The sequence below is a fragment of the Micromonospora sp. NPDC050795 genome (genome assembly GCF_044456785.1).
GTDB lineage: Bacteria > Actinomycetota > Actinomycetes > Mycobacteriales > Micromonosporaceae > Micromonospora.
On sequence record NZ_JBITGE010000005.1, the window covers coordinates 184,843 to 198,014 of the forward strand.

Annotated in this window: 9 protein-coding genes and 1 pseudogene; 3 read left to right on the forward strand and 7 right to left on the reverse strand. The window is 69.3% G+C overall.

Annotated features, from left to right (window positions below):
* Window positions 1-12: 12 nt before the first annotated feature.
* Window positions 13-1,125: a Gfo/Idh/MocA family protein gene (locus ACIBEF_RS06905; protein ID WP_396791869.1), complete on the reverse strand. Its 1,113-nt coding sequence runs from the start codon at window positions 1,123-1,125 to the stop codon at window positions 13-15.
* Window positions 1,095-1,805 carry a ThuA domain-containing protein gene (locus ACIBEF_RS06910; RefSeq protein ID WP_355006338.1) on the reverse strand — a complete coding sequence of 237 codons (711 nt, stop codon included), beginning with the start codon at window positions 1,803-1,805 and terminating at the stop codon, window positions 1,095-1,097. Before ACIBEF_RS06910 ends, ACIBEF_RS06905 begins: the two co-directional genes overlap by 31 nt.
* Window positions 1,806-2,902: 1,097 nt before the next feature.
* On the opposite strand from ACIBEF_RS06910, the gene ACIBEF_RS06915 reads away from it, so the two are divergent.
* From ACIBEF_RS06915 to ACIBEF_RS06925, 3 genes are all read left to right on the forward strand, one after another.
* Window positions 2,903-4,834 carry a hypothetical protein gene (locus ACIBEF_RS06915; RefSeq protein ID WP_396791871.1) on the forward strand — a complete coding sequence of 644 codons (1,932 nt, stop codon included), beginning with the start codon at window positions 2,903-2,905 and terminating at the stop codon, window positions 4,832-4,834.
* The gene (locus ACIBEF_RS06920; RefSeq protein ID WP_396791873.1) at window positions 4,831-6,459 is read left to right on the forward strand and encodes a WD40 repeat domain-containing protein; all 1,629 of its coding nucleotides are present in this window, start codon (window positions 4,831-4,833) and stop codon (window positions 6,457-6,459) included. Before ACIBEF_RS06915 ends, ACIBEF_RS06920 begins: the two co-directional genes overlap by 4 nt.
* Window positions 6,460-6,657: 198 nt before the next feature.
* On the forward strand, window positions 6,658-7,110 hold the full coding sequence (locus ACIBEF_RS06925; protein WP_396791875.1) for a peptidoglycan-binding domain-containing protein: 453 nt from the start codon (window positions 6,658-6,660) through the stop codon (window positions 7,108-7,110).
* 114 nt (window positions 7,111-7,224) lie between these two features.
* Here the strand turns inward: ACIBEF_RS06925 and ACIBEF_RS06930 are convergent, their stop codons facing one another.
* The 5 genes and pseudogenes from ACIBEF_RS06930 to ACIBEF_RS06950 all read right to left on the reverse strand — a co-directional run bounded on the left by ACIBEF_RS06930 (window position 7,225) and on the right by ACIBEF_RS06950 (window position 13,094).
* The gene (locus ACIBEF_RS06930) at window positions 7,225-8,700 is read right to left on the reverse strand and encodes an RICIN domain-containing protein (RefSeq protein WP_396791876.1); all 1,476 of its coding nucleotides are present in this window, start codon (window positions 8,698-8,700) and stop codon (window positions 7,225-7,227) included.
* 29 nt (window positions 8,701-8,729) lie between these two features.
* A complete protein-coding gene (locus tag ACIBEF_RS06935; protein ID WP_396791878.1) occupies window positions 8,730-10,169 on the reverse strand; it encodes a glycoside hydrolase family 43 protein in 1,440 nt (479 codons plus the stop codon).
* Between the two features lie 36 nt (window positions 10,170-10,205).
* Window positions 10,206-11,651: a family 43 glycosylhydrolase gene (locus tag ACIBEF_RS06940; protein ID WP_396791880.1), complete on the reverse strand. Its 1,446-nt coding sequence runs from the start codon at window positions 11,649-11,651 to the stop codon at window positions 10,206-10,208.
* Window positions 11,652-11,898: 247 nt separating this feature from the next.
* Window positions 11,899-12,105, reverse strand: a pseudogene (locus ACIBEF_RS06945) (NADAR domain-containing protein); the annotation flags it as partial.
* Window positions 12,106-12,218: 113 nt separating this feature from the next.
* Window positions 12,219-13,094 carry an endonuclease/exonuclease/phosphatase family protein gene (locus ACIBEF_RS06950; RefSeq protein ID WP_396791882.1) on the reverse strand — a complete coding sequence of 292 codons (876 nt, stop codon included), beginning with the start codon at window positions 13,092-13,094 and terminating at the stop codon, window positions 12,219-12,221.
* Window positions 13,095-13,172 lie beyond the last annotated feature (78 nt).

The window sequence follows — 13,172 nt, forward strand, 5'->3', positions numbered from 1 at the left end:
AACGCGACCACCTCACGAGACCTGGTACGCCTTCCAGTCCTCGATCGGCGTGAGCGGAACCGGCGCGGGCCGTTCTGCCGCCGTCGTCAGCTCGATCCGCTGACCTTCGGCCGCCGACCGCAGCAGGCTGGTCATGGTTTCGAGTACGTGCAGTGCGACCTCGCCGTCAGCGCGCGGGGCACGCTGATCGTCGGCCCTGACCAGGTCGATCAGGCCGATGCCCCGGGACGCCTTGGCGTAACCGGCCTGCGGTTCGAGAGCGCGCCAGTCGGTGTCGCCGAGCGTGAAGAGGCGGACCTCACCGTCGAAGTAGTTCGGATCGGGCACGGCGAGCGTGCCGGCCTCGCCGTGCACCTCGATCGGTGCGGCCGTCGTCCGGACGCCGTCGAAGCTCGTCGTGATGGTGGAGAGCGCACCGTTCGTGTGCTCGAGCACGCCGGTGAGGTGGGTGTCCACCCCCACCGGGATCCGCTGACCGGTGCGAGGGCCCGAGCCGATGACACGCTCGGCGCGCAGGCGGCTGGCGGCGCCGGTCACCGATCGGACCGGCCCGAGCAGGTGGATGAGCGCCGAGATGTAGTACGGCCCCATGTCCAGCATCGGGCCGCCGCCCGGGGCGTAGTAGAAGTCGGGATTGGGATGCCAGCGTTCGTGCCCCGGGGTGACCATGACGGCCGACGCGGACATCGGGCGGCCGATGAGCCCGCCGTCGATCGCCGCCCGCGCCGTCTGCGTGCCCGTACCCAGGACGGTGTCCGGCGCGCACCCGACGCGGACGCCGGCCGAAGTGGCCCGTTCGATGATCGAGCGGCCGTCCGGGAACGTCACGGCGAGCGGCTTCTCCACATAGACGTTCTTGCCGGCGTCGATCGTGTGCAGCGAGATGTCGGCATGGGCTGCGGGGATGGTCAGGTTGAGCACGGTCTGCACGTCCGGCCGGGCGAGCAGCCGCTCGACGCTCATCGCCTCGGCTCCAGCAATCGTGGCCGCGACCTCGGCCGACCGGGAGGCGTCGAGGTCGGCCACCGCGACGATGCCGATCTCGGGATGGTCCGCGAGGGTGTCCAGGTACGCGCGGGAGATGACCCCGAGACCTATGACGCCGACGCGGTGCGGGTCGCCCACACCATCCCCCTCTCGATCACGGTACGGACATCCGCGTGCTCCAGCACGTCGAGGCTGTGCCCCGGGGTCGTCACGACGACGCGCCCGGCACCCCACTGCCGGGTCCAGATGGCCGGTGAGGTGACCGGCCGATGCCACGGATGCCATGCCTGCGTCGGGTGGGTGGTCACGGCCAGTACGTCGATCAGGTCATCGTGCAGCACCCAGTACTGTTCGGTGACCAGGTCGAAGTCCTCGATGCCCGCGGTGATCGGGTGCTCCCGGCCGAGGTCGGTGACGCGCACCGTGTGCGGCAGGAAGTTGTCCTCGGGGCCACCGTGACGCTCACACGGCTCAAGGCCCGGATGGGTCGCGAACTGGCCGCCCACCAGGTGCAGGTATTCGGCTGACGCGCGGAACGAGTCGACGATGCCGCCGTGCCAGCCGGTGAAGCCCGTGCCGGCGATGACCGCCGCGCTGAGGCCCGCCACCTGGTCCGCGGTGATCTGCGACATCGTCATGCACTGCACGACGAGGTCGGTCTCGGCCATCTCGGCGGTGTCGGCGTAGATCTCCGTCGACTCCTCGACCCGTACGGCATAGCCGCTACGTTCGAGGAAGGGGAGGAACAACTCCGTCGCCTTGACCGGCTGGTGCCCCTCCCAACCGCCCCGAACCACCAGTGCTCTCCGCTGCGCCACCGTCGCTCCCTCCCACGGTCCGTCGCCACCGGGCTGGCCGCTCCCGCCCCGACGACGGGTCGCCGATGCCCACACGTGCCGAGCACCGAAACCGTACCCGTGGTCGCCGACAAAGCCGACGTACGCCGGCTGCCGGATTCCACTCTGCCCGGTCGGCGTGGCCCGTACCACGAGCGACACCGGTCCTGGACCGGCGCGGGGGCGCGGACGGGTCGAAGCGATCGCCGCCCGCGCCGACGCCGGGGCGAGCACCCGGATGCGCGCAAGGTCGCGAGCGCCGCGGCGGGGACGCCACGGCGCTCGCCACCGGCATCGGCATGATGCCGACCGCTGCGCTGATCATGGGTGCGGTGACAGAGCCTGCCGCGGATCAACCGCTACGACGGTTGCCCCACTGACGGGGGCTCTGGACCGAGCCCCGGCCAGTGGGGTTCTGACCCTTTCCGAACGGTTGAGGTGAGGCGACCTTGCCCTTCGCGCGTCGGGCAGCCCGATTCGCGGGAACGGCAGGCGGATCGGTCTCGGTCTCGGCCGTGGTTGAGGTGTCGGCTGCCGCCGCGTCGGCGTCCTGGGCGGGCTCAGGCTCCGGCATCGGGTCTCCTTGGATTGGTGGGGTCCTGCGGGCCATCGACGGCCGGCGGACGCGGACTGATCGACGCCCGGGCGTGCGCCTTGACGGTAGCGCAACGCCAGGCCCACCCGCGTGTTCCCCCGCTCCATTGGGACAGCCGTTACCTGCTGCCTGTCGGCGCGGACCGAGCCCCGGGCCGCAACCGCATCGCCACAACTGGATACTTCTTCTGGCCCGATCCGATGGGCGCCCGTGCCGAAGCTCGCCATGGTCGCGCGGCCAGAGTTGCGGCCCAGTATGCGGAGGTGGGTATTGGGCCGTCCGGAGAAGCCAGTGGACCCGGCGGCGGGCCCGGTGCAACGGTTGGCGTGGCAGCTACGACAGTTGCGGGAGCACGCCGGCAACCCGAGCTATCGGCTCCTGGCTCGGCGGGCGCACTACTCGGTAAGCACGTTGGCGGACGCGGCGAAGGGTGACCGGCTGCCGACGCTGGAAGTGACGCTCGCGTACGTTCAGGCCTGCGGCGGTGACCCGGCCGAGTGGCGGGCACGGTGGTCGGCCATCGCCGAAGCGGCGGTCGCCTCCAGCACCGCCGAGACCCATCGCGCAGCGCTGCCCGTATCAGGGGCTGACGGCATTCCAGCCCGAGCAGGCGGAGCTGTTCTTCGGCCGTACGGAGTTGGTCGAGCGGCTGCTGGCACGCGCCGATCAGCGGTGCCTGACCGCGGTCGTCGGGGCTTCCGGAAGCGGCAAGTCCTCGTTGCTGCGGGCCGGTCTGCTGGGGGCCATCACCGCGGACCGTGGGCTCGCCCAGCGGTGGCAGACGATGTTGTTGACGCCGACCGAACACCCGCTGGAGGCGTTGGCCGCCGAGATCGCGAAGTTGACCGGCCAGGACGCCCCAGAGATCCGGAAGGAGCTGGCGGCGGATGCCGCCGCGCTCGACATCGCGGTGCGGAGCGCACTGGCAGGCGGCCCGCCGCAGACCCGCGCGCTGCTGGTGGTGGATCAGTTCGAGGAGGTGTTCACACTCTGCCCCGACAAGGCGGAACGCCGCCGGTTCATCGAGGCGCTGCTGGACGCCGCGCAGGGGGCCGATCGCCGCACCACGGTGGTGCTCGGGGTACGCGCCGACTTCCTCGCCCACCTCATGCAATATCCGGACCTGGCCGTCGCGCTGGAGGACGAGGCGCACCTCCTGGTGCGGCCGGTGAGCGCCACCGACCTGCGGGAGATCATCACTCGGCCCGCCGCCCAGGTCGGCATGGGCGTCGAAGCCGACCTGGTCAGTACGGTGCTCGCCGATGCCGCCGACGAGCCGGGCGCCTTGCCGCTCGTCTCGCACGCGCTCCTCGAGACGTGGCAACGACGAAGCGGGGAGACCCTCACTCTGTCGGCGTATCAGGCGAGCGGCGGCGTACGCGGGGCGATCGCCCAGACCGCCGAGCGGGCCTATGGCGACTTCGGGGCAGTCGAGCGACGAGCCGCTCGCCGGGTCTTCCTGCGGCTCACCGCATTGGGCGACGGTACCGAGGACACCCGGCGGCCCATCATGCGTACCGAACTCGACGGCATCGCCGATGAGGCGGTCACCGCCCGAGTTCTGGATCAGCTGGCCGAATCCCGTCTGGTGGTCATGGGCGACGGCACTGTGGAGGTGGCCCATGAGGCGCTCATCCGGGCCTGGCCGAGGCTGCACCGATGGCTGACCGATGATCGGGCGAACCTGCTGATCCACCGGCGTCTCACCGAAGCCGCGCACACCTGGGCGACGCTCGACCGTGATACCGGAGCCCTGTACCGGGGAACCCAACTCCTGGGCGCGCAGGCCCTGACAGAGGACCGACCGGAGGAGCTCAACGAACTCGAAAGCTCCTTCCTGCACTCCAGCTCCGCTCTCGCCGAGGCCGAGCAGAGCGCCGGCCGACGTCAGGCCCGCCTGTTCAAGCATCTCGTCGCAGGCATATCCACCCTGCTCGTACTCGCCCTGCTGGGTGGCGCCGTCGCGGTACGACAACGCCAGGACGCCCGCCGACAGCAGGTTGCCGCGCTCTCCAGCGAACTGTCGCTGCAAGCCCGATCCCTGCTCGCCACCGATCCCGATCTGGCCGGCCTGCTGGCCGTCGAGGCCGATCACCTCAACTCCAACACCGAGACCCAGGGCAGCGTGCTGAGCGCGGCCGCCGCGCCCCGCCGCACCGAACTCAACGTCGGCGGGCCCTCCATCTACACGGTCGCGTTCAACCCGGACCATTCCCTGTTGGCCTCCGCTGCCGGTGACGGCACCATCGGGTTGTGGGACCCCGCACGCGGCGAGCGGATCGCCGTCCTCTCCGGCCACACCGGTCGGACCTCCGACCTGGCCTTGCGGACCACGGGAGGCTGCTCGCCTCCGTCGGGATCGACAAGTCCATCATCATCTGGGATGTCGCGACGCGCCAACAGAAGACCCGGTTGACGGAGAACAGCCTCGGGTCGGGCATGGCCTTCAGCCCGGACGGGACCAAGCTCGCCGTCGGCCTCGCGGCCGGCCCCGGCGCCGACGCGAGTGCCGGCCGTGCCGGCGACATCGCCCTCTACGACCTGCGGACCACAACTCGCACAGTGCTCCGCGAGCACCGGAGTCCGGTCAGATCCCTCACGTTCAGCCATGACGGCGCGATCCTTGTCTCCAGCGACGGGGTGGAGCACCCGGCCGCCTGGCGTGTGGCGACCGGCACCGTGTTCGCCAGACTGCCCGCCCAGCATGTCTTCTCGGTCGCCTTTGGTCCCTCGGGGTATCTCCTCGCGGGTTCCGCCGACGACCGCGGGGTGTACCTGTGGGGTCTTGCCACCGGCCAGCCGGTCCGCCTTCCGACGTTACCGCTGGCGGGCCGCTACGCATGGACCATCTCCGCGCCCACCGACAGCAAGCTCGCCGTGGCCGACGGGAACGGCGCGATCACGATCTGGGACGTGCGACGCCGCGAGTCGCTGCAGACCTTTCAGGACCGCGGCCGCACCGAAACGGTGTCCGTCGCACTGAGCCGGGACGGGGCGATGCTCGCCTCGGCCGGCTTCAACGGAACCATCGTGCTTCACAATCTGGAGGACGCCCCGTTCAGCGGTTTCGCGGCACAGGTCAAAGACCTGAAGATCAGCCCGGACGGAACCCGTGTCGCCTCGGCGGGCAGCGACGGCACCGTCCGCCTCTGGGACACCGACGGTGAACAGGTGGCCGTTCTCAGCGGGCACCCGGACGAGGTCCAGGCCGTCGCGTTCAGCCCCGACGGGGTCCGGCTCGCCGCCGTGACCCGGAACAACATCGTCACGATCTGGGATCTCCGACGTGGACGACACGCCACACGACCGATCGTGTCCAAGGGAGTCGGTGCGTCCACGGACGTTGCCTTCGATCCTGGTGGCCGTCTCGTCGCAGCCGCCACGCTCGGCCCCTTCGTCTGGGACGTCGGGGACATCAACAACCCGACGGACATCACAGCCAGGTTCCCGGCGCAGATCGTCACGTCGCTGGCCTTCACCCCGGACGGCCACCGTCTCCTGGGCGCGAGCGTGGGCGGCTTCGTCAATACGTGGGACGTCACCACCGGCAAACTTCTCAGCCGGGTGAAGAGCCAGCAGGGCACAGTGCAGGACATCGCTGTCAGCCCTGACGGAACTCTGCTCGCGACCGCCGGCGACAGCCGTAGCGTCAAGCTCTGGGATGCCGTGACCGGCAGCGAACTCGCCGTTCTGCACGGCCACACCGCACCCGTCCAGGTCCTTGCCTTCAGTCGCGACGGCCGCAGGATCGCGTCCGCCGGTGACGACCGGACCATCATCATCTGGGACACCGTCACCCATCAGCGGGTGACGACCCTCAGCGGCCATGGCGCGAGAGTCCGAGGGCTCGCCTTCACTGCGGCCGGAACTCTCCTCTCCGGTGCCGAGGACGGCCGAATCGTCCGCTGGTCGTTCGATCTCCGCGCCGCCAGGGCTTACATCTGCGCCACAGCCGGCCGTGAGCTGACCCGGCAGGAGTGGGCGAGGCACATCCCCTCAGAGCGGTACGACCCTTCCTGCGGCTCACCGCCGAGTCGCTGACTGAGCTGCGCAAACGCCCTGAGGGTTGTCCGACGTTGTTTGACCGGCGCCACCGCCCTGTTGGACAACCTCGCGTCGAACCAGCCTGACGTCAGGACACGAGCCGTGGGGTGGATGTCCTGCCAGGAGTCCGACTGCCCGGGGAAGGCCCGACGGGGGTCCCGGGCATCGGACGACACCGCGATGAAGGAGAACTCGATGAAGCGTTCGGCAGCACTGCTCGCACTGCTCATGACCGTGCTTGCGGGCACGCTGGTCGCCGCCAGCCCTGCCCACGCTCGCAGTCAGCCGGAATGCGAGTCCTACGACGTCGTCAGCAACCAGGCCGGTTATCAGGTCGCCGCGCCGGTCGGCAAGTACGGCGTCCTGCCGTGCTCGCTGGTCTGGGGCGACGGCGGACCGGGCACAGCGGCCCTCCAGTGGGCCCTGAACGACTGCTACCTCGCACCCGCCGGCAAGGCGCTGCTCAGCGATGACGCGGCGTTCGGCCAATTGACCTTCAACGCGCTGAAGTTCGCGCAGAGCAAGGCGGGCATCAGCGCGGACGGCCAGTTCGGGCCGCAGTCACGCGCGTCCCTGAAGTTCCCCGCCTACCAGGGCGGGACCTACGGAACCCGTACCTGTGCCCGCCTCGGCCGTCCGCTGCCGTAACTGCCGCTGGACGGACCCCGCCGGCGGTGACAGCGCAAACGTTGTCACCGCCGGCTCGCCGAGCCCCACGCTGCCGATCCTGATCCTTCCCGGGCTGTCACGTCGGAACGACCGTCAGACGGCGGTGCGAGACCACTGCTGGTTGGTGCCGGAGTTGCACGAATACTGCTTGATGACCACTCCGTCCGCGGTCGCCGCGGCTGGCACGTCCACGCATTTGTTGCTGTGTCGTGCCCGGAGCTGGAAGTAGGCACCGTTGGTGACCATCTGGAACTGCTGGTTGGCCCCGGTGCCGCAGGTGTACTGGACGAGCTCGGCGCCGTCGGCGGTCGACGCGCTCACCACGTCGAGGCACTTTCCGCTGTGCCGGCTGACGATGCGCCAGTAGCCGCTGCCGGCGTCCTGGAACTGCCACTGCTGCCACGCACCACCGCTGTACGTGTACTGGCCGACGCGGGCGCCGTTGGCGGTGTTCGGCTGCTGGACGCCCATGGCCTTGCCGCTGTGCCGCGCATCGATCCGGTAGAACGTTCCCGTCGATGGTGGGGGCGTCGTCGGGCCATCGCCGACGGTGTCGCCCCACGCGTACCGGATGCGGTCCGCGCCCGAGGTGTTGCGGACCGTCAGGTTGAGGTCGGTGCCGCTGCCGCCCAGCGCGAACATCGAGTACCAGTCGTAGCCGATGGTGCCGGTCTTGCCACCGAGGGCGGGCCAGTAGGTGCCACCCATCTGGTTGTCGCGCATGACCTGGGCCATGGCGCGGATGTAGCGCACGAAGTTGTCGCTGCTGGCCGCGTCGGCGTAGTTGCGGCCGTCGTTCATGGGCGCGCCGAACTCGGTCGCCACCGCGCGGGAGGCGCAGTTGCCGAGGCGGGCCTGGATGTGGCTGCGGAAGGCGTCGTAGGTCATCGCGCCGTAGAAGAAGGCGTAGTAGTGGAAGGACAGCAGTGTCGAGGTGAAGCGGCTGTCGTTGCAGATGTCGCGCAGGTCCTGGCTGAAGCCGGTGCCGCCGATCAGCACCCGGCTGGGCACCGCCGAGTAGTGGTACGTGAGCCAGTTCGCGGCGACGTCGCGCCACTCCGCCGAGCTGTAGCCGTGTGGCTCGTTCATCGGCTCGAAGTAGACGTTGGTGTTCGTGCCGTACATGTTGGTCACGGTGGACCACATCGCGTTCCACGCGGCGAGGTTCGTGATCCTGCCGCCGGAGGCGGCACCGTCCTCCCAGTAGGCGAGGATGACCTTGAAGCCGCGGGCGGTGGCCGCGTCGATGGCGCCTCGGTACGCCTCCCACCAGGCCGTCCCCACCGTGTGGGTGTTGATGGGCAGTCGGACGGTGTTGACCCCCATGGTGGACGCCATGTCGTCGTACAGGGCGTTGGCCTTGGCCCGCACCGTCGCGTTGCTGTCGGACGCGCTCAGGCCCTGCACGACGAGGGGGACGGTCTTGAAATTGTCACCCAACACGGCCCAGTTCATGCCGCGGAACTGGTTGGTGGCGGCGGTGGCCGGCGTCGACGCGACGGCGACCACGCCAACCATCGCCGTCAACGCGGCCACCAGGGCGGCGAGCACCCGTCGATGTAGTGCCACAGTCGAGACTCCTTGATCAGGGGCCAGCGTCAGCTGGTCACGCGGAAGGTGGCGTCGGCACGGCTCTGCGCGTCGGGGACCGGGTCGAGTCGCAGCAGGTAGGCGTAGTGCCGGAGGTAGCGGTCCGGGTGGCTGTAGGACTGGAACGACGTCCACGAGGAGTTGGCGAGACCCGCTACCTGCCGGAAGGTGGCGTCGGCGGCAAAGGTCGAGGTGCCGTCGTTGGCCTCCGGCCGGAAGTCGTACCCGTAGTGGCGCAGGTAGTGGCCCGGGTAGTTGACCGACTGGATGGAGACGGTGCCGGAGCCGACCAGGCCGGGCACCAGCCGCCACTGGCCGTCCTGCGCCGGGCTGACGTTCGGGTCGATGCGGACGTCGTAGTCGTAGTGCCGCACGTACCGGTCCTGGAAGTTGTACGACTGGATCCGGTTGACAGCGGCGGCGGGCCAGCGGGCGAGCACCCGGCTCTGCTCGGCGGCGGTCAGGTTGAGGATCGAACCATGCCGTTTCTTGGTGCCACCCATCGAGTACGAGCCGGACGCTGGCAGTCGGTAGCTGCCCGGGCTCGACGGATCGGTGGTCAGGACCGGCAGGTAGCCGCGTCCGCTGGAGTACTGGTCGAGGTAGAGGACCCACTCGTTGCGGGCATTCATCCTCATCCACATCGGGCCCTCGACCTGCGCGCCGGTCAGCCCGATGCCGGAGAGGTTTCCGAGGCTGGTCCAGGTACCGAGGATGGAGTTGCTGCCTTCGATGCCGATCTGGCCGTCCCGGGAGGCCCGGACGTAGCGGTAGGCACCGACGCCGGTCGGCACCTCGACGATCTGGGTGTCGATGATCTCCTGGTTTCCGGGCCGGTTGATGTAGACCTGTGGCGTGGTGACGCTACGGAAGTTTGTCGTCCGCGCGTAGTAGATGCGGTGCTTGGTCGCCCCGTTGAGCGGGACGTTCGTCGCCCAGTAGAGGACGTAGTCATTGGTGGCGGGGTTCCAGATCGCCTCCGGTGCCCAGGCGTTGCGTCCGTCCGGGATCGCGCCGGCGACGTTCAGCAGCCAGGGCGTCGACCAGTTGACCAGATCGGTGGACTCCCACACGACGAGGTTGCGGCTGCCGTTGTTGATCGCGGCCGACCAGTCCTGGCCGCAGCCGATGCACAGGTCGGTGGCGATGATCCAGTACCGGTCGCCGTTCGGCGAGCGGACCAGGGCGGGGTCGCGCACGCCGCGGGTGCCGACGGTGGACCGCAGCACCAGCCCACCGTTGTTGAGGTCGTTCCAGCGGAGGCCGTCGGTGCTGTGGGCGAGGTAGATCTGCTGGTCGGTCGACGACTCGCCGGTGAAGTGCGCCATCAGGTAGCCGACGGTCGGGTCCAGCGCGGCCGCCTCCTTCGGTGTCGCCGCCGACCAGGTGGTGAACAGCAGACAAGCGGCGACCATGACCGCGCAGAGCCGGGCGAGGACTCTCGACATGTGTCTCTCTCCTTAGCGCAGGGGCTTACCGGTCAGCTACAGGGCCGGCACGACGGGACGGATGGTGCCGTCGGTGTTGAACTCCATCCGGTCGATGGCGGTCTCGCGGTTGGTGCCGTTGCCGGCCGGGACAGCGAACCGGTGGTAGGCGACGTACCAGGTGTCGCTGCCGGGAGCCCGGACCACGGAGTGGTGGCCGGTGCCCTTGATGCCCAGGTCGAGGCGCTTCTGCAGCACCACGCCGCGCTTCGTCCACGGCCCGAGGGGTGAGGAGCCGGTGGCGTAGGCGACCCGGTAGTCCTCGCTGCGCGTGTCGTTCTCCGACCACATGAAGTAGTACAGACCGTTGCGCTTGAACACGAACGGCGCCTCGTTGTAGCCGGACGGGGTGATGACCCGCGCCTGCGCCGCGTCGAAGGAGACCATGTCGGCGTTCAACCGCACCGCCCGCGCGACGCCCTGCCCCCAGTACAGGTAGGACCGCCCGTCGTCGTCGGTGAACACCATGGGGTCGATCGTCTGCCCGCCGGAGAACTGGTCGCTGCGGATCAGCGGTCGGCCCAGGGCGTCCCGGAACGGCCCGGTGGGACTGTCGGCTACCGCCACGCCGAGCTGTTTGGCGGTGTTACCGCTGGCAGCGCCACCGCTGAAGTACAGGTAGTAGCGGCCGTTGGCGCTGGCCACCGTCGGCGCCCAGGCCGAATTGTCGGCCCAGGACACGTCCGGTCCGTGGTCGAGGATCACGCCGTGGTCTGTCCAGGTGACCAGGTCGGTGGAGGAGAACGCCTTGTAGTAGGTGCCGGCCCAGCTCGCGTAGCCGTCGGTGGTCGGGTACAGGTAGTAGCGGCCGTTGAACACGGCGATGTGCGGGTCGGCGAAGAGGCCCGGGATCACCGGCCCCCTGGTGGTCCTGGGTGCCCAGGGCGCGACGAGGCGGAAGGAGCTGTCCGCCCGGAAGGCGGCCGTGTCCTGGTAGGCGTCGAGCCAGAGGGCGAAGTCGCGGTGCCGGATCCGCCGGGTCGGGTAGTTGTACGAGGCGAGCGCCACCGAACCGCTGACCGAGCCGTCCACAGCGCAGAAGGTGGCGTCGGCCCGGAATGACGCGTCGCCGGTGTTCGGGTCGACCCTCAGCCGGTAGTCGCGGTGCCGCAGGAACATGCCGGCCTTCGTCTGGAAGGAGTAGCAGGCCGGCGACGCCAGGCCGTTGACCACGGTGAAGGTGGCGTCGAGCTTGGTCTGGTTGGCGCTGCCGGAGGTCACCGCGTCGAGCTGACCGAGGTAGTCGATGTGGCGTACGTACCGTCCGGCCTGGTTGACCGCCTCCAGCGAGACGGCGCCGGTCGGCAGTGTGGCGGCGTGCGCCGACCCGTCGGCCACCACCACGACGGCCGCGGCGGCCACGGTGGAGAGCAGGAGGAGCGCACGTAGGCGGGTGGTGGATGCTTTCGGCAGCGATGCCGCTGCCCCGCGTTGTGGAACCACCGCCTCAGCCCCTTTCGCAAGATCATCTATGTTAGCGTTAACACATCCGGCAGTGCCCGAGCCAAGGCCGGGAGGCCCTGGCGACGGATGTGGAGTCTTCACATACGGTGCCTCTGGCTGCGTCGCGACGCAGGCACAATGTGTTCGGTTCGTTAAGCTCGCGTTGCGGACAAGTGTTAGCGATCGCATCCACGAGTGTCAAGGCATCGACCGTCACCGCTCCCCCGGCGCCTGGCGAAGCCGGTTGTCACGCTCGACCCGCACCCTGAGCGCCGTGGTCCCCGAGCACCTCACGCACATGTTTGAGCGCGAAGCCGAGCAGGTTGAGCCCTCGCCAACGGGCCGCGTCGCCGGCGGCCGGATCGTCGCGGTTGAGGCCGATACCCCAGATCCGGTCGAGCGGGCTGGCCTCCACCAGGACCCTCTGCCCGGTAGCCAGCAGAAATGCCCGGAGCGCCGCCACGACCGGCTCGCGGCCGGCGCGCTGCCAGGCCGGCGCGCGCGAGTGGGCGGCGCACCGGGGGCATCCGGAGCGCCGCGACTCGTAGCCGGCGAAGGCCGAAGGCGTCAGCTCTGGACGGAGAACGTCGCGACGACTCCGTTGTGGTCGGAGTTGGTGCCGCCGACGAAGTCGTAACCGGTCATCCACATCAGCTGGTACTCGGGCAGCCGCTTCCAGAAGTAGACGTAGTCGATGTGCCGGTTGCCGTGCGTCCCGGTGCCCTTCTCGCCGTAGAGGTTGTAGTTGGAGCGCAGGTTCGGCAGCTCGTTGGCCTCGAAGACCTGCCACGGGAACTTCGCGTACCCGAAGCTCCGGTCGGCGCTGAAGTCGACGTTGAGGTCACCGCTCACGATGACCTGGCCCTCGGCCTGCTTGTTGACCGCCAGATCCTTGAGGCCCTGGAACTGCGCCTCGGCGCACCTGGTGCGCGGTAGGTCCTGCGGCTGGCCGGCGGTCTCGATGCTGGCCACCGCGTGGGCGTTGATGTGGGTGACGGTGCGGCCACTGGCCTTGTGCCGGTACTTGACCCAGTTGTTGTACCGCGCGGGCGGCACCTCACCCGGACCGTTGGTGTCACAGACGAAGATCGAGCCCTTGTCGAGTACGTCGAACATGCTCTTCTTGGCGATCAGTGCCTCGCCGGCCTGGTTGGTGCCGCCCGGCGCGTACAACCACCAGCCGTTGTCGGCGGCCCAGTTCTCCAGGTACGCCTTGCGGTTTCCGACCTCGTTGAGCCCGACGAGGTCAGCCTTGGACGCGATCAGGTTCAGATCCTGTGCGAAGTCGACCTGGCTCAGCCCGTAGTAGATGTTCAACGTCGCCGCCCTGAAGGTCACGCTCGCGGCGGTCGCCGGGGCCGCCGGCAACAGGGCCACCCCCAGCGCGAGCGCGCTCACGAGTGCGCCCAGCGCGCGGGCCGACCAGATCGTTGTCCTGCGCATCGATTCCCCTCCGCCTGAACCGCCGGCGGTGGCCGGCCAACGGACACTAGCGATTCGAGCCGACGCGACGCCGAACAA

Coding starts and splice junctions, on each gene's coding strand:
- ACIBEF_RS06925 (WP_396791875.1), top strand. CDS start 6,658: ATGAAGCGTTCGGCAGCACTGCTCGCACTGCTCATGACCGTGCTTGCG.
- ACIBEF_RS06935 (WP_396791878.1), bottom strand. CDS start 10,169: ATGTCGAGAGTCCTCGCCCGGCTCTGCGCGGTCATGGTCGCCGCTTGT.
- ACIBEF_RS06950 (WP_396791882.1), bottom strand. CDS start 13,094: ATGCGCAGGACAACGATCTGGTCGGCCCGCGCGCTGGGCGCACTCGTG.